General features: G+C 64.5%; 13 protein-coding genes. 11 read left to right on the top strand and 2 right to left on the bottom strand.

All coding sequences use genetic code 11. The features are described from left to right. Positions 1-209: 209 nt before the first annotated feature. Genes RX329_RS10400 through RX329_RS10375 form a run of 6 tightly spaced genes read left to right on the top strand, consistent with a single transcriptional unit; the run spans position 210 to position 7,724 of the window. On the top strand, positions 210-3,059 hold the full coding sequence (locus RX329_RS10400) for a bifunctional transaldolase/phosoglucose isomerase (protein WP_317245830.1): 2,850 nt from the start codon (positions 210-212) through the stop codon (positions 3,057-3,059). Between the two features lie 13 nt (positions 3,060-3,072). After that, on the top strand, positions 3,073-4,071 hold the full coding sequence (gnd, locus tag RX329_RS10395) for a phosphogluconate dehydrogenase (NAD(+)-dependent, decarboxylating) (protein WP_085351901.1): 999 nt from the start codon (positions 3,073-3,075) through the stop codon (positions 4,069-4,071). 28 nt (positions 4,072-4,099) lie between these two features. Beyond that, positions 4,100-5,611: a glucose-6-phosphate dehydrogenase gene (gene zwf / locus RX329_RS10390; RefSeq protein ID WP_018454061.1), complete on the top strand. Its 1,512-nt coding sequence runs from the start codon at positions 4,100-4,102 to the stop codon at positions 5,609-5,611. Further along, positions 5,608-6,360: a 6-phosphogluconolactonase gene (gene pgl / locus RX329_RS10385; RefSeq protein WP_317245829.1), complete on the top strand. Its 753-nt coding sequence runs from the start codon at positions 5,608-5,610 to the stop codon at positions 6,358-6,360. Before zwf ends, pgl begins: the two co-directional genes overlap by 4 nt. Further along, positions 6,347-6,877 (top strand): gluconokinase, encoded by a 531-nt coding sequence (locus tag RX329_RS10380; RefSeq protein ID WP_026232661.1) that lies wholly within the window; start codon positions 6,347-6,349, stop codon positions 6,875-6,877. The genes pgl and RX329_RS10380 overlap by 14 nt, the downstream gene beginning before the upstream one ends. A 34-nt stretch (positions 6,878-6,911) precedes the next feature. Further along, positions 6,912-7,724 (top strand): HAD family hydrolase, encoded by an 813-nt coding sequence (locus RX329_RS10375; protein ID WP_085385328.1) that lies wholly within the window; start codon positions 6,912-6,914, stop codon positions 7,722-7,724. Between the two features lies 1 nt (position 7,725). On the opposite strand, the gene RX329_RS10370 is transcribed toward RX329_RS10375, so the two are convergent. Together RX329_RS10370 and malQ are read right to left on the bottom strand one after the other, a co-directional pair. Beyond that, entirely contained in the window at positions 7,726-9,528 is a 1,803-nt protein-coding gene (locus RX329_RS10370; RefSeq protein WP_018454059.1) for a glycoside hydrolase family 15 protein, read from the bottom strand. A gap of 42 nt (positions 9,529-9,570) precedes the next feature. Continuing rightward, positions 9,571-11,532: a 4-alpha-glucanotransferase gene (malQ, locus tag RX329_RS10365; protein WP_317245828.1), complete on the bottom strand. Its 1,962-nt coding sequence runs from the start codon at positions 11,530-11,532 to the stop codon at positions 9,571-9,573. A 203-nt stretch (positions 11,533-11,735) separates the two neighbouring features. Between malQ and RX329_RS10360 the strand changes: the two genes are divergently transcribed. From RX329_RS10360 to treZ, 5 genes are read left to right on the top strand one after another with little or no spacing between them, the layout of a single operon-like run. Further along, entirely contained in the window at positions 11,736-13,682 is a 1,947-nt protein-coding gene (locus tag RX329_RS10360; RefSeq protein ID WP_317245827.1) for a maltotransferase domain-containing protein, read from the top strand. An 11-nt stretch (positions 13,683-13,693) separates the two neighbouring features. Then, on the top strand, positions 13,694-16,987 hold the full coding sequence (gene treS / locus RX329_RS10355) for a maltose alpha-D-glucosyltransferase (RefSeq protein WP_317245826.1): 3,294 nt from the start codon (positions 13,694-13,696) through the stop codon (positions 16,985-16,987). Then, positions 16,980-19,118, top strand: coding sequence for a 1,4-alpha-glucan branching protein GlgB (gene glgB / locus RX329_RS10350; protein ID WP_018454055.1), 2,139 nt, complete (start codon positions 16,980-16,982; stop codon positions 19,116-19,118). Before treS ends, glgB begins: the two co-directional genes overlap by 8 nt. A 3-nt stretch (positions 19,119-19,121) precedes the next feature. Continuing rightward, on the top strand, positions 19,122-21,200 hold the full coding sequence (gene glgX / locus RX329_RS10345; protein WP_247370169.1) for a glycogen debranching protein GlgX: 2,079 nt from the start codon (positions 19,122-19,124) through the stop codon (positions 21,198-21,200). Continuing rightward, complete coding sequence (gene treZ, locus RX329_RS10340; RefSeq protein WP_247370167.1) at positions 21,197-22,951, top strand: malto-oligosyltrehalose trehalohydrolase; 1,755 nt, start codon at positions 21,197-21,199, stop codon at positions 22,949-22,951. Before glgX ends, treZ begins: the two co-directional genes overlap by 4 nt.

The raw sequence follows: 22,951 nt of genomic DNA, 5'->3' as shown, positions 1-22,951 counted from the left end.
AGGGCCTAGCCGATTCCTCACGGCCAACGACCTTTTACGCAACTCGGCTCCCTCTACGCGGATCGCCATGATCGCGACGGAGTTACACTGGAGGATATGACGCCCATACCCTTGATTGGTTCCCTCAAGGAAGCATGTAAGCTAGAGGATAGCGCGTCAGGACCGGCGCGGAAACCCCTCGCCCGCAGGCTTGGAGATAAATTAGCATCATGAATCCCGTCAAAGAACTGGAAAAGCACGGACAAGCCGTCTGGCTGGACTTCCTGGCCCGCGGCTTCATCGCCAAGGGCGACCTGAAGCGGCTGATCGATACCGACGGCGTCAAGGGCGTCACCTCCAACCCGTCGATCTTCGAGAAAGCGATCGGGAGCTCGGACGAGTACGACGCGCCGATCGGCAAGGCGTTGAAGCGCGGCGATCGGTCGGTCGCCGACCTGTTCGAGGCCGTCGCGGTCGAGGACATCCAGAACGCCGCCGACGTGCTGCGCCCGGTCTATGACCGCCTCAAGGGCGGCGACGGCTATGTCAGCCTGGAAGTCTCGCCCTATCTGGCGATGGACACCGCCGGCACGGTCACCGAGGCGCGGCGGCTCTGGAAGGACGTCAACCGCAAGAACCTGATGGTGAAGGTGCCGGCGACGCCGGAGGGCCTGCCGGCGATCGAGACCCTGATCGGCGACGGCATCAGCATCAACATCACGCTGCTGTTCTCCAGGGACGTCTATCTGCAGGTTGCCGAGGCCTATATCGCCGGCCTGGAGACATACGTCGCAAGCGGCGGCGACCCCTTGCACGTGGCGAGCGTGGCGAGCTTTTTCGTCAGCCGTATCGACTCGGTGGTCGACAAACAGCTCGACGAGAAGATCGCCCGCGCCAACGACCCGAGTGAGAAGGAACGGCTCGCCGCGCTGAAGGGCAAGGTCGCGATCGCCAATGCGAAGGTCGCCTACCAGGATTACAAGCGCCTGTTCTCAGGTCCGCGCTGGGACAAGCTCGCGGCCAAGGGCGCCAAGCCGCAGCGCATGCTGTGGGCCTCGACCGGCACCAAGAACAAGGACTACAGCGACGTCCTCTATGTCGAGGAATTGATCGGTCCCGACACCATCAACACCGTGCCGCCGGCGACATTGGATGCGTTCCGCGACCACGGCACGCCGCGGGACAGCCTGGAAGAGAATGTCGACGACGCCAGGCGCGTGCTGGAAGAACTGGAGCGCTCCGGCGTCTCGCTCGATGCTATCACCGAGGAACTCGTCAAGGACGGCGTCAAGCAGTTCGCCGACGCCGCCGACAAGCTCTATGGCGCTGTCGCCCACAAGCGCGCCACCGTGCTCGGGCCTGCGATCGACCGCCAGCTTCTCTCGCTCGGCGACGGCCTCGGCAAGGCCGTGACCAAGAGCACCGAGGAATGGCGCGCGTCGGCAAAGATCCGCAGGCTGTGGCAACGGGACAAATCGGTCTGGACCGGCACCGACGAGGACAAATGGCTCGGCTGGCTCGACAGCGCCGCCAAGGCCGACGTCGCCGATTATGAGGATTATGCCAGCCGCGTGAAAGGCCAGAAATTCTCCGACGCCGTCGTGCTCGGCATGGGCGGGTCAAGCCTCGGGCCGGAGGTGCTGGCCGAGACCTTCGGCAAGAAGCCCGGGTTCCCGAAGCTGCACGTGCTGGATTCCACCGATCCGGCGCAGGTGCGGGCAATGGAGGCCAGGATCGACATCGCCAACACCGTGTTCATCGTCTCCAGCAAGTCCGGCGGCACCACCGAACCGAATGCGATGAAGGATTATTTCCACGAGCGCGTCGCGCAGGCGGTCGGACCGAAGGTCAAGACCGGCCATCGCTTCATTGCGGTCACTGATCCCGGATCGTCGCTGGAGACGGCGGCGAAGACGCTAAGCTATGCGCGCATCTTCCACGGCGAGCCCTCCATCGGCGGACGCTATTCGGTGCTCTCGCCATTCGGCCTGGTGCCGGCGGCAACCGCGGGCGTCGATATCAAGACCTTCATCAAGCACGCGCTTGCGATGGCCCGCTCCTGCGGACCGGACGTGCCGCCGGCCGAGAACCCCGGCGTGCAGCTCGGCCTTGCCATGGGCCATGCAGCGCTCGAAGGCCGCGACAAGGTGACGATCCTGTCGTCGAAGAAGATTGCCGATTTCGGCGCCTGGGCCGAGCAGCTCATCGCGGAATCGACCGGCAAGGACGGCAAGGGCCTGATCCCGATCGACGGCGAGCCGCTGGGCGAGCCGGCGGTCTACGGCAATGACCGGCTCTTCATCGACATCCGTATCGATGGCGAAGCGGACGCCGCCCATGACTCGCAGCTTGCTGCGATCGAAGCGGCCGGCCATCCCGTCGTGCGCATCGTGATGAAGTCGATCGACCATCTCGGCCAGGAGTTTTTCCGCTTCGAGATGGCAACGGCGGTCGCGGGCAGCATCCTCGGCATCAACCCGTTCGACCAGCCGGACGTGGAAGCGGCCAAGATCAAGACCCGAGAGCTCACCGCCTCGTTCGAAAAGACCGGCGCGCTGCCGGCCGAGCAGCCGGTGGTCAGCACCACCGAGGCCGATCTCTACACCGACGAGACCAATGCCGCAGCCCTGCGCGCTGCCGGCGCCAACGGCGACCTCACCTCCTGGCTGAAGGCGCATCTGTCGCGCTCCAATCATGGCGACTATGTCGCCCTGCTCGGCTACATCGCCCGCGACAAGGCGACGATCGACGCGCTCCAGGCCATGCGGCTCGAGGTGCGCGAGAAACGACACGTTGCGACCTGCGCCGAGTTCGGCCCCCGCTTCCTGCACTCGACGGGGCAAGCCTACAAAGGCGGGCCGGACAGCGGTGTGTTCCTCCAGATCACCGCCGACGATGCCAAGGACCTGCCGGTGCCGGGCCAGAAGGCCAGCTTCGGCGTCATCAAGGCCGCGCAGGCGCGCGGCGACTTCGACGTGCTTACCGAGCGCGGCCGGCGCGCGCTGCGGGTCCACTTGAAGGGCGGGCTCAAGAAGGGTCTCGCGGCGCTCAATGCGGCGCTCAACGAGGCACTGAACTAAGGGAATTCCTCAAATGCAACTCGGCATGATCGGCCTCGGCCGGATGGGCGGCAACATCGTTCGCCGCCTGATGCGCCACGGACATTCGACCGTGGTCTACGACAAGGACGCCAAGGCCGTCGCCGGCCTTGCGGCAGACGGCGCGGTCGGCTCGGCGACGCTCGAAGAGTTCATTGCGAAACTGGAGCGGCCGCGCACGGCCTGGGTGATGCTGCCGGCCGGCCACATCACCGAGACCACGATCGACACGATCGCGGGCGCGATGCAGGAAGGCGACGTCATCATCGACGGCGGCAACACGTTCTGGCAGGACGACGTCCGCCGCGGCAAGGCGCTGAAGGAGCGCGGCATCCACTATGTCGACGTCGGCACCTCCGGCGGCGTCTGGGGCCTCGACCGCGGCTATTGCATGATGATCGGCGGCGAGAAACAGGTCGTCGATCGGCTCGATCCGATCTTCGCCGCGCTCGCGCCCGGCGCCGGCGACATTCCGCGCACGGAGGGACGTGAGGGGCGCGATCCCCGCATCGAGCAGGGCTACATCCATGCCGGCCCCGTCGGCGCCGGTCATTTCGTCAAGATGATCCACAACGGTATCGAATACGGCCTGATGCAGGCCTACGCCGAAGGTTTTGACATCCTCAAGAACGCCAACATCGAGGCCTTGCCGGCGGATCATCGTTACGATTTCGATCTCGCCGATATCGCCGAGGTGTGGCGGCGTGGCAGCGTGATCCCGTCCTGGCTGCTCGACCTTACCTCGACCGCGCTCGCGGATAGCCCTGCACTGGCGGAGTATTCGGGTTTCGTGGAGGATTCCGGCGAAGGACGCTGGACCGTGAACGCGGCGATCGACGAGGCCGTGCCGGCCGAAGTCCTGACCGCGGCGCTGTTCGCACGTTTCCGTTCCCGCAAGGAACACACTTTCGCCGAGAAAATTCTCTCAGCGATGCGAGCCGGTTTTGGCGGCCACAAGGAGCCGAAGCAGCCGGCTGCTTCGAAGCCGAAATAGCAATTAGCAGAACGAAGGCCAATAGTTCGTGACAAAAGACCCGCAAGCCAAGCGCAAGCCGGAAAATTGCGCCTTCGTCATCTTTGGTGTCACCGGCGACCTCACCCATCGGCTGGTGATGCCATCGCTCTACAATCTGGCGGCCGAGCATCTGTTACCCGAAAAGTTCTGCGTGGTCGGCGTCGCCCGCCGGGGCCAGTCGGACAACGAGCTGCGCGACAGCCTGTTGAAGGGCTTGCGCCAGTTCGCGACCCGGCCGGTGGACGACGACATTGCCAAGAAGCTGCTGGAATGCGTGACCTTCGTCGAAGCCGACGCAAAGGATCCGCCATCCTTTGATCGCCTGCGTGAGCATCTGGATTCCCTGGAATGCGCGCAGGATACCGGCGGCAACCGGCTGTTCTATCTCGCGACCCCGCCGGCTGCGTTCGCGCCGACCGCGCGCGAGCTCGGCCGCACCGGCATGATGAAGGAGAACGGGGCGTGGCGGCGCCTGGTGATCGAAAAGCCGTTCGGCACCGACCTCGCCTCGGCGCGCGCGCTGAATGGCGAGCTGCTGAAGATCATGGACGAGCACCAGATCTACCGGATCGATCACTATCTCGGCAAGGAGACGGTGCAGAACATCCTGGTGCTGCGCTTTGCCAACGGCATGTTCGAGCCGATCTGGAATCGCAACCATATCGATCACATCCAGATCACGGTGGAGGAAAAGCTCGGCGTCGGCCATCGCGGCGGCTTCTACGACGCCACCGGCGCGCTACGCGACATGGTGCCGAACCACCTGTTCCAGCTGATGTCGCTGGTCGCGATGGAGCCGCCGGCGCGTTTCGACGCCCATTCCGTGCGCTCCGAGAAGGCCGAGATTCTGACCTCGATTCAGCGCCCGAGCGAAGAGGAAGCGCTGAAGAGCTCGGTGCGCGCCCAATATCTCGCAGGGCGCATCGGCGACGATGAGATCCCGGACTATCGCAAGACCGAGGACGTCAAACCCGGCAGCACTACCGAGACCTATGTCGCGCTGAAGCTGATGATCGACAATTGGCGCTGGGCCGGCGTGCCGTTCTATTTGCGCACCGGCAAGGCGCTCGGCCACAAGCGCACCGAAGTCGCGATCAAGTTCAAGCAGGCGCCGCTGTCGATGTTCTCAGGCACGGCTGTCGATCGTCTCTCTCAGAACTTCCTCACGATCGGCATCGCACCGACCGAGACCATCGAGCTCCAGTTCAACGCCAAGATCCCGGGGCCGAGCGTCACCATCGACGGCGTCGAGATGAAGTTCCGCTATGGCGACTATTTCCGGGCCGATCCCTCGACCGGCTACGAGACGCTGATCTACGACTGTATGATCGGCGACAACATCCTGTTCCAGCGTGCCGACGGCATCGAAGCCGGATGGGAGGCGGTGCAGCCGTTCCTTGACGCCTGGAAGAACGCGGGCAGCAACGGCATCGAGACCTATCAAGCCGGCAGCGACGGCCCCGCCTGCGCCGATGAATTGCTCCGCCGCGACGGCCGAAGCTGGCGTAAATTTTCGTGACGGCGACGGCCGGACAGCCGAAGCTGATCGTCGAGGCCGACGCCGAGGCTCTCGCGCGGACCGCGGCCGGACGGGTGATGGCGCGAATCGCGGCCAATCCCGGGCGCATTGCGATCTGCCTGACCGGCGGCTCCAGCCCAAAGAGGCTCTACCAGCTGCTGGGCAGCGAGGCTTGGCGCGAAAAAATCCCGTGGGAGCGCGTGCACTGGTTCATCGGTGACGAGCGCTTCGTGCCCGAAAGCGATCCCCTCAACAACATGGCGGTCGCGCGCGCGACCTTTCTCGATCGCAACGCGCCCTCCGGCCATGTTCACCCGATCCCGACGACGGCTGACGACCCTGATCAGAGCGCCGAGGCCTATGCGCGCGAGCTGCAGTCTTTCTACGGCGCGGAAAGCCTGGATCCGGCACGGCCGCTGTTCGACATGGTCTTGATGGGCGCGGGGCCGGACGGCCACACGGCTTCGCTCTTCCCGGGCTACCCCGCGATCGAGGAGACGGGACGCTGGGTGGTCGGCGTCCCCAAGGCCAATGTTGCCCCCTTCGTGCCGCGGGTCTCGCTCACCCTGCCCGCACTGGCGTCCTGCCGCGAAATGCTGTTCGAGATAGCGGGGCACGACAAGCAGCCGATCTTGACGCGCCTGCTCAATGGCGAGACTCTGCCGGCTGTACGCGCGCGCTCGAATGGCGAGACCGTCTGGCTGGTCGACCAGGCCGCGCTTCCGGAGGGAATTCGTGGCGGGCGTTGAAGCACCTTGTGCATTGATCGTGATGGGCGTGTCGGGCTCGGGCAAGAGCACGGTTGCAAAAGCGCTCGGCGAGCGCCTCGGCTGGCGTTTCGAGGACGGCGACAGCTTTCATCCCGCCAGCAATGTCGAGAAGATGCGGGCCGGCCATCCCCTCACCGACGAGGACCGCTGGCCCTGGCTCAACGCCATTGCCGACGAGATCGCGAGGGTCTGTGACAAGGGCGAGCACGTCATCATCGCCTGCTCGGCGCTGAAGCATACTTATCGGGACGTGCTCCTGCGCGGACGCGACGACGTCCGCTTCATCTTCCTGAGGGGCACGAAGGAGCTGATCGCCGCTCGCCTGGCGCAACGCAAGGGGCACTTCATGCCGCCCGGCCTGCTGACGAGCCAGTTCAACACGCTGGAGCCGCCGGAGGCTGGCGAGCACGTGATCACAGTCTCGATCGACGAATCCGTGGAAGCGATCGTAGACGGCGCGGTGCGGCAGTTGAAACTGGGCGGCGCGAAACGCTGAGGCCAAACACCCAAGAAACACCCAAGGGACCGTCATGACAAAAATCTCGCTCGTCGTCTCCGACGTCGACGGTACGCTGCTGACCAAGGACAAGACGCTGACCGACCGCGCGAGGTCCGCGGTTCAGCGTCTGCACCAGGCCCGTATCGGCTTCACGATTACGTCGAGCCGCCCCGCGATCGGCATGCGTTTCCTGATCGAACCGCTGGCGCTCTGGCTGCCGGTCGGCCCGTTCAACGGCTCCTCGATCGTCGACCCCGAGATGACTCCGGTCGAACAGCATCTCATCCCCGCCGCGGCGGCCGAGCGAAGCTTGCAAATTCTGCGGGACTTCGGCGCCGACATCTGGCTGTTCACCACCGACAAATGGCTGATCGACAAGCCTGATGGCCAATACGTGGCACATGAGCAGCACACCATCCGCTCCGACCCGACCATCGTGACGGATTTCTCGCCGTATCTCGCGAGCGCCTGCAAGATCGTCGGGGCCAGCGCCGATGCAGCCGGCCTCGAAGCTTGCGAGAAGGCGATGCAGAAGGCGCTCGGCAGCGAGGCGATGGCGGTGCGCTCGCAGACCTATTACCTCGACATCACCCCGCCCGGCTTCGACAAAGGCACATTCGTGCAAGCCATGGCCAAGCGCCTCGGCATTTCAACGGACGCGGTCGCCACCATCGGCGACATGCAGAACGACCTCGCGATGTTTCGCGTCAGCGGCGTTTCGATCGCAATGGGCAATGCGGCCGACAACGTCAAGGACCAGGCCACCCACGTCACCGCGACCAACGAGCACGACGGTTTTGCGGAAGCGATGGAGATGATTTTGAAGCGGAACGAGGTCGCCTAGGTCACTGCTTCGACCGCTGCATTGCAGGCTTCTTGCTGCCCTGCCTTGCGGCCGACAGGTTATGCGCGGTGTTGACCAGCGCGATATGAGTCAGCGCCTGCGGGAAATTGCCGGTCTGACGCCTGGCGCCTGAATCATATTCCTCGGCCAGCAGTCCCACATCATTCGCGACACCGACCACGCGATCGAACAAGGCTTGCGCCTTGTCGAGATCGCCCGCCAGTACATGGGCATCGGCCAGCCACAGGCTGCAGGCGAGGAAGGCGCCCTCGATCGGCTGCTTCTCCTCGGACACTTCGCGCGGATCGTGCCGCAGCACAAAGCCGTCAGGCATCATGTGCTTTTCCATCGCCGCGATGGTGCCGCGAATGCGCGGATCCGACGCTTCCAGGAAGCCAACGGACGGCAGCAGCAGCACGCTGGCATCGAGCAGCTTCGAGCCGTAGGACTCCACGAAGGCATTCTCCTCCGCGTCGAAGCCCCGGTTGCAGACGTCGCGATGAATGGCGTCGCGCAAGGTGCGCCAGTGCAGCAGCGGCGCCTTGAAGCCGAAGGTCTCGGCGCTCTTGATGCCGCGGTCGAAGGCGACCCAGGTCATCACCTTGGAGAAGACATAGTGCTTCGGCTGTCCGCGCCGCTCCCAGATGCCGTGATCGGGCTGGTCCCAGACTTCGGCGAGATGCTTGAGCACGGCGCATTCCAGCGCCCAGCTCTCGTCGTCGAGCTTGAGCTTGGCCATCCGCGATTGGTGGAAGGCGTCGATCAGTTCGCCGTAGACGTCGAGCTGGAGCTGCGCATGCGCGGCATTGCCGACGCGCACCGGCTGTGCGCCCTCGTAGCCATCGAGCCAACCGGCCTCCCATTCCAGCAGCCGCCGCTGGCCCCAGATGCCGTACATGATCTGCATGTTCGCCGGTGAGCCTGCCGCCGCACGCAACAGCCAATTGTGCCAGGCCGAGGCTTCCTCGGTGTAACCCGAGTTCATCAGCGCCAGCAGCGTGAAGGTGGCATCGCGCAGCCAGCAGAAGCGGTAGTCCCAATTCCTGGCGCCGCCGAGCTTCTCCGGCAACGAGGTGGTCGGCGCCGCGACGATCCCGCCGGTCGGAGCGAAGGTCAGCGCCTTGAGTGTGATCAGCGAGCGCACGATCAGGTCGCGATAGTCGCCATCGCGATTGCAGTGGCTGCACCAGTCCTGCCAGAATTTCTCGGTCTCCTTGAGTGCGACCTCCGGATCGATTGGCGCGGGCGGCTCGAGATGCGAGGGGCCGTAGGTCAGCACGAACGGCACGGTCTCGCCGGCCTTCACCTCGAAATCGGAAACCGTGGTCAGATCCTCGCCTCGGGTCTTGGCCGGTGTCCGCAGCACGGTCATGTCCTGCCCGGCGACCGCCAGCAGGGAATGGTCGATCCGCCGCACCCACGGGATGTCGACGCCGAAGCCGAAGCGGATGACGAGTTCCATCCGCATCTTCACCGTGCCGCTGACACCGCGGACCAGCCGCACGATGTCGGAGGCCTTGCCGCGCGGCGGCATGAAGTCGATCAGCGCAACGGTGCCGCCGTCAGTCTCAAAGCGTGTTTCGAGGATGAGGGTGTCGCCGAGATAGCGGCGCGACGTCGCGGTGACGTCCTCGCTCGGCGCGATCAGCCAGCGGCCGTTCTTGTGCGTGCCGAGGAGCGCGGCAAAGCAGGCATCGGAATCGAAGGCCGGCCAGCACAGCCAGTCGATCGAGCCGTTGCGGCCGACCAGCGCCGCGGTCTCGCAGTCGCCGATCAGCGCATAATCTTCAATCCTCTGAGACAATGTCGTGCGAGCCTCGAAAACGACGTCCGGAGACCCCGGCGATCAACGCCCGCCGGGCAACGAGCGTTCCCGTGTCGCGGCCTTCAAGGCTGCGACATCGACCTTCGAAACGATCTTGTCGAGCGTCACAGGCAGGCGCTGGCGCCAGTTCGGATGCTCGTCAATCGTACCGGGAATGTTGGGCTGGTCGATCACGCCGAGCAGATCCTCCAGCGACACCGCAAGCAGCCGCGACGGCGTGCGCGACAGGAAGGCGAGCACCGAATAGACATCATTGGCACGGATGCCGTTGGCACGCAGGATCTCGTCGAGCAGGCCGAGCGCATCCCAGCGGGCCTGATCGTTCTCGCCGGGATCGAGCCCGAGCGAGCGCTTCATCCTGAGATCGCTGAAAGAGCGCCAGCCGGCATAGGTCGACAGATCATGCGTGTTCAGCGTCACCAGCGCGTTGGGCCGGTAGTGATCGACGGGCCGGAAGTGACCGGCATCGTCGCGCTCGAACATCATGACGAGGTAGGACCAGATGCCGAAATCCTGCATGGTCTCGCGAAAACCTTCCGGCACCGTGCCGAGGTCCTCGCCGATGACGATGCACTTATGGGCCGCGCTCTCCCGCGCCACGGTCGCCAGCAGCGCCTCGAACGGCATCTGCACATAGGCGCCGTTGTCGGGCTTGAAGCCGCGCGGCACCAGATACAGCCGCTTCAAGCCGAGCACGTGATCGAGACGGATGGCTCCGGAATGGCGCATCGAAGCCGCGAGCATATCGGCGAATGGCACGAAGGATTGCGCCTCCAGGCCGCCGGCATTGAAGCCGGCCAAGCCCCAATCCTGGCCAATGGTATTGAGCACGTCCGGCGGCGCGCCGACGGCGAGATGACGGGAGATCGCCCCCTGTTCGTTCCAAGCATCGAAGCCGTTCGACTGCACGCCGACGGCAACGTCGAGATAGAGACCGACCCGCATGCCGAGCTGGCCGGCCAGCTCCTTGGCCGCATGCAACTGGCTATCGGCCGTCCATTGCACGAATTCGACGAACTCGACGTCGTGCTTGTCCGGGCCGTTGCGCAGCTCGGCGCATTTCGTCTCGTCCGGCTGTTGCCATTCCTCCGGCCATTCCCACCACGGCGCCGCGAAGCGATGACGGAGCACCTCGAAACAGGCAAAACGGGACAACAGCGGCGCGCGAGCCGCCCGGAAGGCGTCGAACTGGTTGCGGCGGACGCCGCTCGCGGTTTTCACGAAGCTGTCGAAGGCGGCACGCAAGGCCAACCATTTCAAGGCCGCCATGTCCGGATAGGGCACACGATCACCGTCGCGGAGCCGCGCGGCGGTCGCGGCCGCATCGGGGACGAGGTCGGGGGAAAATTCCGGGATCGCCTCGACGTCGATATAGAGCGGATTGAGAAACAGCCGGCTGTTCGGCGAATAGGGGCTGCAATCGGCCGGATGGTCATCGAACAACACATGCAGGGGATTGAGCCCGACGCCGTCGGCGCCCAACTGCTTCGCGAGCCGGACCAGACCGGCGAGGTCGGTGAAATCGCCGATGCCCCAATTGCGGTCCGAGCGGACGCTGTAGAGCTGCACGGCAAGCAGCCAGCCCCGGTCGAAATCGCCGCCGAAGGCCCGCTCCGGCGCTACGATCATCGGCACCTCTTCCGTCACGCCTCCGGCATCCGTCAGCGTCAGCCGGTGATAGCCGAGCGGCAGGCCGGCCGGCCAGGCAATTACGGGCTCGCGCGTCTCACCTTGCGCGATCAAATTGCCGTTGCCGGTCATCTTCCATTTGAGCGGCGGCGCACCGATCGTCACCAATTCGGTGCGCGGATGGCCCAAGGCGCGTACCACCACGGGCCCGCTGACGAAGCGGTAAACCCGCTTTTCCGGCAAGGCGTCGAGGATGGATTTGAGGGCCACGGGATCGGTGACCCGCAGCTTTCCGAGGGCATCGACGAATTCGGATTGAACGCCCTTGATCCGGGCTTGAGCTAAAAGATCCATTCGGCACGCAGCTTGCAGGCCATTTTGTGGCCGGGGCATCGATTTTAACGAGGTCGCGGAAGAGGTTAGTCAGGGTTAACTCGCGAGCCGCGCCTGCCGTTCCCCAGGGAACCAATGACACACAAGCGGCTTTCTATAGTGGTATCAAGCGTAGGTTCCCGGCAAGGGAAACGGGCTCCTGCTTTCTTGTCAATGGCATCACCGTGAACAAGACAATTCAAACTGTCGAGAGTGCCGCAGCCGGCAGCACTTTCCTCATCGAGGACGTCTATCCCCTGATCGACGGCGGGCGCTTCCCCGTGAAGCGGATCGCGCGCGAACCGGTCGAGGTCTGGGCCGACATCTACCGGGACGGCGACGCCGTGATCGGCGCAGCGCTGATCTGGCGACAGGAGCAGGACCGCGAATGGCAGAGCGAGCCGATGATCCCTCACGGCAATGACCGCTGGTCCGGCGCGTTCACACCCGTCGAGCCCGGCAAATATGTCTATGCGATCGAAGCTTGGACCGACGAATTCGCCACCTGGTCGCACGCGTTCGCGCGCAAGCAGCGCTCCGGTGCCGACGTCACGCTTGATGCGATCGAGGGCGCCGGCCTTTTGACCAAGGCGCATGGCGCGCAGCAGGACGCCGCCGCCGTCATCGTCAGGCGATGCGAGGACTATCTTCAGACCGGCGACGTTGCCCCGCTGCTGGCAACCGAGCTCGGCGCAGCCATGGCCGAGAGCCAGTTGCGGCCTGATCTCACGCGCTCGGCGCTATTCCCACTGTTCGTCGACCGCGACAAGGCACGCTTCGGCGCCTGGTATCAGATGATGCCGCGCAGCCAGAGCGTGGTGCCAGGACAGCATGGCACGCTCCGCGACTGCATCGCGCGCGTGCCCGACATCGCCGCGATGGGCTTTGACGTCCTGTACTTCACGCCGATCCATCCCATTGGCCGCACCCGGCGCAAGGGCCGCAACAACATGCCGGTGGCGGGCGACGGCGATCCCGGCTCGCCTTATGCGATCGGCGCCATCGAGGGCGGGCACGACGCGCTGCACCCCGAACTCGGCACGATCGAGGATTTTCGCGCGCTGGTCGCGACCTGCCTGGAATACGGCCTCGAACTCGCGCTCGACTTCGCCGTGCAATGCTCGCCGGACCACCCGTGGCTGACGCAGCATCCGGAATGGTTCAAATGGCGCCCGGATCGGTCGGTGCGGACGGCTGACGGGCCCTATTCCGATATCGTCATCCCCGATTTCGCGTCCGTCGACCGGGCTGGACTGTGGAACGCGTTTCGCGACGCCATGCTGTTCTGGATCGACCACGGCGTCACCATCTTCGCCATCGACAATCACGACACCGCGCCGCTCGCCTTCTGGGAGTGGCTGATCCGTGACATCCGCCGCCGGCATCCCGAGGTGATCCTGTTTTCCAAGACGTTCGCGCGCCCGAAGCTGATGAAGGGCCTCGCCAAGCTCGGCTTTGCGCAATCGTTCAGCTATTTCCCCTGGCGCACGGCGAAGTGGGAGCTGGAGCAATATCTCGGCGAGCTGACGCGCTATCCCGAACGTGACTTCTATCGGCCGAACCTGTTCGTGAATACGCCCGATCTTTTGCCCTATCATCTCCAGGGCGGCGAGACATGGGCATTCAAATCGCGCGTCGCGCTGGCGGCGACGCTGTCCGGCAATTATGGCGTCTACAGCGGGTTCGAGCTGCTGGAGCATGAGGCGATCCCCGGCCGCGAGGAATATCTCGACTCCGAGAAATACCAGATCAAGCAGCGCGACTGGAACAAGCCCGGCAACATCAAGGCCTACATCACGCAGCTCAATCGCATCCGCAGCGAGAATGCTGCGCTTCAGCGGACGGCGAACCTGCGCTTCCTTGGCATCGAAGACGGCGAGACGATCGCCTTCGTCAAGGAAGCGACCGACCCGGCCAACATCGTCGTGGCCGTGGTTGCGCTCTCGTGCCACGTGCGCGAATTCTGGTTGCCGCTCGGCGACGTCAAGGTTGACGCCGGCGGGCAGCGACACCATGTGTCGGCACTCGAAAACCTCCTCACCGGCGAACAGGCCCGCATCGAATGGGGCGGGATCAAATTGCGTATCGATCCCGAGCGCGATCCCGCGCTGCTGTTCCGCTGCCTGGCGTAAGGGCGCACGCCATGAATGTATTGTCTTCCGTCGACACCAAGAAAGCCGAGGCTGCCGAGATCGTGGACGAGCTCTGGTACAAGGACGCCATTATCTATCAGCTTCACGTCAAGGCGTTTGCCGATAGCAACAATGACGGCATCGGCGACTTCGCCGGGCTGACCGAGAAGCTGCCCTATCTCCAGGAGCTCGGCGTCACCGCGCTCTGGCTGCTGCCGTTCTATCCCTCGCCCGGCCGCGACGACGGCTACGACATCGCCGACTACGGTTCGGTCAATCCCGATTTCGGGACGATGAAGGATTTCAAGCGCTTCATCCAGGAGGCCCAGAAGCGAGGCTTGCGCGTCATCACCGAGCTCGTCGTCAACCACACCTCGGACCAGCACAATTGGTTCAAGCGTGCTCGCCGCAGCCCGGCAGGCTCGAGCGCCCGCAACTGGTATGTCTGGAGCGACACCGACCAGAAATACCAGGGCACCCGTATCATCTTCACCGACACGGAGAAGTCGAACTGGACCTGGGATCACGAGGCCGGCGCGTTCTACTGGCACCGCTTCTTCTCGCACCAGCCGGATCTCAATTTCGACAATCCGCGCGTCGTCAGCGCGCTGATCCAGGTGATGAAGCGCTGGCTGGACGCCGGCGTCGACGGCTTCCGTCTGGACGCCATTCCCTATCTCTGCGAGCGCGAAGGTACCTCGAACGAGAACCTCCCCGAGACGCATGCCATCATCAAGCGGCTCCGCCACGAGCTGGATTCCTACTCCAAGGGCAAGCTGCTGCTGGCCGAGGCCAATCAATGGCCGGAGGACGTGCAGGAATATTTCGGCCGCGGCGACGAGTGCCACATGGCCTATCACTTCCCGCTGATGCCGCGCATCTACATGGCGATCGCGCAGGAGGACCGTTTCCCGATCACCGACATTCTGCGCCAGACGCCGGATATTCCGGCGAGCTGCCAATGGGCGCTGTTCCTGCGCAACCATGACGAGCTGACGCTGGAGATGGTGACCGACGTCGAGCGCGACTATCTGTGGACCACCTACGCCAACGATCCGCGCGCCCGCATCAATGTCGGCATCCGCCGGCGCCTCGCGCCGCTGATGGACAACGACCGGCGCAAGATCGAGCTGATGAACTCGCTGCTGCTGTCCTTCCCCGGCACGCCGATCATCTACTACGGCGACGAGATCGGGATGGGCGACAACATCTATCTCGGCGACCGCAACGGCGTGCGCACGCCGATGCAGTGGAGCCCGGACCGCAACGGCGGCTTCTCGCGCTGCGACCCGGCCCGCCTCTACGCGCCGCTGATCATGGATCCGGTCTACGGCTATGAATCGGTGAACGTGGAGGCGCAGTCGCGCAGCCTGTCCTCGCTGCTCAGCGCGACCAAGCGTCTGATCTCGGTGCGCAAATCGACGCTCGCCTTCGGCCGCGGCACCATGACCTTCATCCGCCCGGCCAACCGCGCCGTGCTGGCCTATGTCCGGCAGTACCGCGACGAGGTGATCCTCTGCGTCGCCAATCTGTCGCGCGCGGCCCAGGCGACCGAGCTCGATCTGTCGCCCTGGAAGGACCGCATCCCGCAGGAGATGCTCGGCCGCACGCGTTTTCCGGCGATCGGCGAACTGCCCTACATGGTCACGCTGGGGCCCTATGGCTTCTACTGGTTCCAGCTCACCGAGCGCGACAAGTCCGAGCCGGTGACGCCGCGCGCAGTGCCCGAATTCGAGACGCTGGTGGTGCCGGTGAACTCGACCTGGGTGTCGCTGGCGCGCGAGCGCGGCGTGTTCGAGCACGAGGTGCTGCCGGGATTCCTGTCGCGCACGCGCTGGTATCCGGAGCACAATCCCAAGCACATCAAGCCGACGCTGACCTCGGCGGTGCCGTTCTGCGACATCGGCGACAACAGGCCCTGGATCGCGTTCTTCGAGGCGGCGCAGGGCGACGTCACCACGCGCTACGTGCTGCCGATGCAGATCGAATGGGTGCGCTTCGACCGCGAACGCTTCAATCCGAGGGCGCTCGCCGCCGTGCGTCAGGGGGCCCGCGAAGGGACGCTGCTGGACGTGGCAACCGAGCAGATCTTCATCGGCCTGTTCCTGCGCAATCTGTCGCAGAACCTGGTGGTGGAAGAAAACAATCTGCGGCTGGAGTTCAAGGCGACCAGCCGGTTTGCCGAGTACACCATCAAGGAGCCCGAACGCATCCGCACGATCGAGCAGTCGAACAGCACCGCGCTGGTCGACAACCAGTATGTCGCCAAGATCTATCGTCAGCTCGAAGCCGGCATCAATCCCGAGATCGAGATCGGCTCCTACCTCACCGAGATCGCCCGCTTTGCCAATACGCCGGCACTGCTCGGCAGCGTCGAGCTGGTCGAAGACGACCGTCGCAGCGCAGTCGGCGTGCTGCACGCCTATGTCGAGAACCAGGGCGACGGCTGGGGCGTCACCGCGGGCTATCTCGACCGCTATATCGACGAGCAACGGGTGCTGCCACCGGGCGAGATGCCCCGCGAGACCCAGGAGCAAGCGCCCTATCTGCACTTCATTACGCAGATCGGCCGACGGCTCGCCGAGCTGCATGTGGCTCTGGCCGCTGCAAAGCCCGGAGATCTCGCGCCGGAGCCCATTGGCTCCGCACACGTCAAGCGCTGGTCATCCGAGCTCGAGACACGGGCCGAGCGGGTTTTCGAGCGGCTGGCCGCCAGCACCGACCGCCTGCGGGAGGTGGACCGACCGCTGATCAATCAGCTCGCCGCGGAGCGCGCGACCCTGTCCGGCCGGCTCAACGCGCTCTTACCTTCCGAGCTCGGCGGGTTGAACATCCGTCATCATGGCGATTTCCGCCTCGGGCAAACTGTGATTGTGAAGGACGATATCTTCATCATCGACTTCGACGGAGATCCGCGTTTGCCGCTGGTCGACAAGCGGCGCAAGCTGCCTGCGGCGCGTGACGTTGCCGGCCTGATCCGCTCGATTGATCTTTCGGTTAACGCGGCGCTTCACCGCGCGCTCACGGGCGCCTCCGACGAACAGGGCCGTCTCACGGCTGCGCTCGACGAATGGCGCGAGCGCACCACCGCGACGTTCCTCACCGCCTACCGCGAAGCCATGACCGATCGGCGGCTGTGGCCGGAAGATCCGCAATCTGCGGCTGGCCTGTTAAGGTTTTTCCTGCTTGATCAAGCGTTCGAGGAAGTAGAGTACGAGCTGTCCCACCGGCCTGAGGGGCTCCATGCGCCGCTGTCCGGACTGCTTCGCATTCTGTCCAGTATCGAGAGCGAAGCCCATGCCTAAACTCCCTGCCGAGGCCTATGCGATCATCGAGGGTCGCCACTCCGATCCGTTCCACTATCTCGGGCTGCATCCCGAGGGCGACAAGAGCGTGGTGCGCGCGTTTCTTCCCGATGCTTCCAACGTCGAGGCGGTGGGCGAGCACGGCGAGGTGGCGAAGCTCGATCGCGTCCATGATGCCGGCCTGTTCATCGGCGCTCTGCCGAACGGCGCGAAGCACTACCAGCTCCGCGCGAAGTTCGGCGACAACGTCATCGAATTCGAGGACACCTATCGCTTTCCGCCGATCCTGACCGATTTCGACCTCTATCTGCTCGGCGAAGGCACCCACCAGCGCCTTTACGACAAGCTCGGCGCGCATCCGATGCGGCTCGAAGGCATCGATGGCATCGGCTTCGTGGTGCTGGCGCCCAACGCCCGGCGTGTCTCCGTGGTCGGCGACTTCAATTTCTGGGACGGACGGCGCCATCCGATGCGGGTGCGCGGCGCGGGTTATTGGGAATTGTTCATCCCGCACGCCAAGGCCGGCGACCACTACAAGTTCGAAATTATCGGACCGCATGGCCATCTGCTTCCGCTGAAATCCGATCCGATGGCCTTTGCAAGCGAGGTGCGCCCGAAGACCGCTTCCATCGTGTTCGACGAAGCGCATCTGCCGCGGCCGCGACCGGCGCCCGACGGCATCAACGCGTTGTCCGCGCCGATGTCGATCTACGAGGTCCATCTCGGCTCATGGCGGCGCAAGAACGGCAATGAATGGCTGACCTATCGCGAGCTGGCCGAGCAGCTGCCGGCCTACGCCCGCGACATGGGCTTCACCCATCTCGAATTCCTCCCCGTCAGCGAGCATCCTTTCGACGGCTCGTGGGGCTATCAGCCGACCGGGCTGTATGCGCCGACCAGCCGCTTCGGCACGCCGGAGGATTTTGCCGCGCTGGTCGATGCCTGCCACCGCGAGGGCGTCGGCGTGCTGCTCGACTGGGTGCCCGGCCACTTCCCGGACGATCCGCACGGGCTCGGCAGCTTCGACGGCACAGCGCTGTACGAGCACGCCAATCCGCTCCAGGGCCGGCATCTCGATTGGGGCACGCTGATCTACAATTACGGCCGCACCGAAGTGACGAACTTCCTGGTCTCGAACGCGCTGTTCTGGCTCGAGCGCTACGCGATCGACGGACTGCGAGTCGATGCCGTCGCATCCATGCTCTACCTCGACTACAGCCGTCCGCCCGGGGCGTGGATTCCGAACCAGCATGGCGGCCGGGAGAACATCGAGGCGATCGCATTCCTGCGCCGCTTCAACACCGAGCTGTTCGCGCGTTTCCCGCAGGCGACCACGGCCGCCGAAGAGTCCACCGCCTGGCCGCAGGTCTCGCGCCCGGTCGAATTCGGAGGGCTCGGCTTCGGCTACAAGTGGAATATGGGCTGGATGCACGACACGCTGAACTACATCAGCAAGGACCCGATCCACCGCAAGCATCATCACGGCGACATCCTGTTCGGCCTGCACTACGCCTTCTCGGAGAACTTCGTCCTGCCGCTGTCGCACGACGAAGTCGTGCACGGCAAGCGCTCTATCCTCGGGCGCATGCCCGGCGACGAATGGCAGCGCTTCGCGAATTTGCGCGCCTATTACAGCTTCATGTTCGGCCATCCCGGCAAGAAGCTGCTGTTCATGGGCGCCGAGATCGCGCAAAGCCGAGAATGGAATCACGACCAATCGCTCGACTGGCACTTGCTCGAGTACAAGCCCCATTCAGGCATCCAGGCGTTGATCCGCGATCTCAACCGGCTCTATCGCGCGGTGCCCGCCCTGCACCAGATGGACTGCGAGCAGGCCGGCTTCGAATGGCTGATCACCGACGACGCCAACCGCAACGTGTTCGCCTGGCTGCGCAAGGGATTTGACGAGCACGCCCGGTGCATGGTGATCGTCAACTTCTCACCCAATGTCTATCGCAATTACCGCGTTCGCGCGCCGTTCGGTGGCAAGTGGAAGGAAGTGTTCAACTCGGACTCCGCCCATTACGGCGGCAGCAATGTCGGCAACATCGGCGAAGTCCACGCCGTCAATGGCGAGCTCCGCCTCACCATTCCGCCGCTCGCCGCGATCTTCCTCGTTCCGGAAAGCTGAACGATGCGCCTGACTGCTGGATCGCCCGCACGCCTCGGCGCAAGCTGGGACGGACGCGGCACCAATTTCGCGCTGTTCTCCGCCAACGCGCAGAAGGTCGAGCTGTGCCTGTTCGACATGCAGGGCCGCCGCGAACTCGAGCGCGTCGAGCTGCCGGAGCGCACCGAGGATGTCTGGCACGGCTATCTCAACGACGTCTCGCCCGGCCAGCTCTACGGCTACCGCGTGCATGGCCCCTACGAGCCGGAGCACGGCCACCGCTTCAATGCCAACAAGCTCGTGCTAGACCCCTATGCCAAGCGGCTTTCCGGGCGGCTGGTCTGGAGTGACGCGCATTTCGCCTATCGCACCGGAAGCCCGCGCGAAGACCTGTCGTTCGACCGGCGCGACAACGCGCGCGGCATGCCGAAGGCCGTCGTCGTCGACGAGACCTTCAACTGGGGCCGCCGCGAGATCCGGCCCAACATTCCCTGGGAAGATACCATCATCTACGAGGCCCACGTCAAGGGACTGACACAGAAGCGCGACGACGTGCCGCCGAATTTGCGCGGCACCTATGGCGGCCTGTCCTCGCCCGCGATGATCGAGCACCTGAAGAAGCTCGGCGTCACCACGGTAGAGCTTCTGCCGGTGCACAGCTTCGTCGACGACCGCATCTTGGTGGAGAAGAAGCTCGTCAACTACTGGGGCTATAACACCCTGTCCTTCTTCGCGCCCGAGCAGCGCTACGCCCAGGACAACGCTCTCGATTCCTTCCGCACCACGATCGCACGTCTGCACGATGCCGGCATCGAGGTGATGCTCGACGTCGTCTACAATCACACCGCCGAGGGCAATCATCTCGGTCCGACGCTGTGCTATCGCGGCATCGACAACGCCTCCTATTACTGGCTGAACCGCGAAAACCCGCGCTACTACGACGATTTTACCGGCTGCGGCTCGTCGGTGAACCTCACCCACCCGCGCGTGCTGCAGATGGTGATGGATTCACTGCGCTACTGGGTCGAGGTCTGCCACGTCGACGGCTTCCGTTTCGACCTCGCCACCACGCTGGCCCGCGGACCGAACGGTTATGATCGAGGCAGCTCGTTCCTGACCGCGATCCGCCAGGACCCGGTGCTGGCGAGCGTCAAGCTCGTCGCCGAACCCTGGGATCTCGGCCTTGGCGGCTATCAGGTGGGCGCATTTCCCTCGCAATGGTCGGAGTGGAACGACCGTTACCGCAGCGCCATGCGCCGCTACTGGAGCGGCGAAGGCAGCCTGATCGGCGATATCTCCAGCCGCATGACGGCGTCCTCCGACCTGTTCAACCACGACGGACGGCGGCCGCGCGCCAGCATCAACCACATCACCGTGCATGACGGCTTCACCCTGGCCGATCTCTTCAGCTACAACGAGAAGCATAACGAGGCCAATGGCGAGGACAATCGCGACGGCTCCAACGACAACCACAGCAACAATTGCGGTGTCGAGGGTCCGACCGACGATCCCCAAATCGTCAGCTTGCGCCGGCAGCTTCGCAAGAACGTACTGGCCTGCCTCATGCTGGCGCAGGGCATTCCGCTGATCCTCGCAGGCGACGAGGTCGGGAATTCGCAATCAGGCAACAACAACGCCTATTGCCAGGACAACGAGGTGGGCTGGGTCGGCTGGGACAATCTCGGCAAGGACGGCGACGACATGGTCGGTTTTGTCGCCGAACTCGCCGATATCCGCAGCCGGTTCTCGCAGCTTCGCAGCCATCGCTGGCTCGACGGCCGCCCCAAGGACGGCATCTCCTATGGCGCGCTGTGGCTGACGCCGGCCGGCGACGAAATGACGGAAAGCGACTGGAAATTCCCGGAAGGGCGGTTCCTCTCCTATGTGATGGGGCCGATGGAACCGGGCAGCGCCGCGATCTTTATCGTACTCAACGCAGCCCCCGAAGAGATCGCATTCAAATTGCCAAAAATGACTGAATACAAGAGCTGGCAGCAGATCCTGAACACGACCGACGCCAAGCTGAATACGATCGACTTCCAGCCCGGGAGCGACAGCAAGGCGCCGCCGCGCTCCGTGATCGCTTTCGCGGGGGCGCTATGAGGCCATCCTTCGGGGCGAGGCCGACGAAGGACGGCGTATCGTTCCGGCTGTGGGCGCCTGCCGCGCGCCGTGTCGATCTCCTGCTCGACAGACGACACGCGATGCAGCGCCGGCAGGATGGCTGGTATGTCGCCGAGATTGCCAATCTGCCCGTCGGCAGCAACTACAAATTCAGGATCGATGACGAGATCGACGTGCCCGATCCGGCGTCTGCATTCCAACCCGACGACGTGTTCGGCCCGAGCGAGGTGATCGATCATGACGCCTTCGCCTGGCGCGCATCCGATTGGCGCGGCCGCCCGTGGGAAGAGACGGTGCTGATCGAGACGCATGTCGGCACCTTCACTGCGGAAGGCACCTATCGTGCCATGATCGACAAGCTCGATCATCTCGTCGCGACCGGCATCACCGCGATCGAACTGATGCCGCTGGCTGACTTCGCCGGTCGCCGCGGCTGGGGTTATGATGGCGTGCTGTGGTACGCGCCCGACAGCGCCTATGGTCATCCCGATGAATTGAAGACGCTGATCGACGAAGCCCATCTGCGCGGGCTGATGGTGTTCCTCGACGTCGTCTACAATCATTTCGGCCCCGAGGGAAATTACCTCGGCCGCTACGCGCCGGCCTTCTTCACCGACGCGCACACGCCATGGGGCAGTGCGATCGATTATCGCGTGCCGCAGGTTCGCGCTTTTGCCGTCGAGAACGCGCTGTCGTGGCTCAGCGACTATCGCTTCGACGGCCTGAGGCTCGATGCCGCCAATCACATCATGGCGATCCCCGGCGAGCAATCGATGCTGCAAGACCTTAGCGTCGCCGCGGGCGAGCTTGCCAAGGCGACGGAGCGCCATATCCATCTCGTGCTGGAGAACGGCGACAACCGCGCGAGCCTGCTCGACGCGGCGCAGGAGCCTCCGAACGGCAAATATCGCGGCCAGTGGAACGACGACTACCACCACGTCTGGCACGTGATGCTGACGGGCGAACTCGCCGGCTATTATGCGGACTATCAAACGCCGCGGCTCGATCTCGCACGCGCGCTCGCCTCCGGCTTCGTCTATCAGGGCGAGATCTCGGAATTCTGGGGCAAGAAGCCGCGGGGCGAGAACAGCGGCGAGCTGCCGCCGGCAACCTTCGTCAACTTCCTGCAGAACCACGACCAGATCGGCAACCGGCCGCTTGGCGACCGGCTCGAAAGCCTGGCATCGCCCGAGCAGATCGAAGCCGCACTCGCGGTGACCCTGCTCGCACCGATGGTGCCGATGCTGTTCCAGGGCGAGGAGTGGGGCTCCATCGCGCCCTTCCCGTTCTTCTGCGACTTCCAGGGCGGACTGGCTGATGCCGTCCGCAAGGGGCGCAGGCAGGAATACGCCTGGGCCTATGAAAAGTACGGCGACGAGGTGCCCGACCCGCTCGATCCGGCAACACTGCAATCGGCCGTGCTCGACTGGACCGACCACACGCCGGAGCAGGATGCGCGTCTCGCGCTGGTGCGGGAGCTGCTCGCACTCCGCCACAAGGAGATCGCGCCACGACTGAAAGGTGCGCGCTTCGGTGATGCCGCCGTGGCCGATAGCGGCCTGCTCACCGCACATTGGCACATGGGAGATGGCGCGACGTTGCGCCTCGTGGCCAATCTCTCCGACAAGGACATCGCGTGTTCCGACGGCGGTGTGGGGACCCTGATCTGGGGCGGCGCAACCGGCGACCGGCTTGCGCCCTGGTCGGTGGTCTGGCGCCTCGGAGGTTGA

This window comes from Bradyrhizobium sp. BWC-3-1 (assembly GCF_032917965.1).
Classification (GTDB): Bacteria; Pseudomonadota; Alphaproteobacteria; order Rhizobiales; family Xanthobacteraceae; genus Bradyrhizobium; species Bradyrhizobium canariense_D.
Note: the sequence above shows the minus strand (reverse complement) of the source record. Positions and strands in the feature narration are given on the sequence as shown.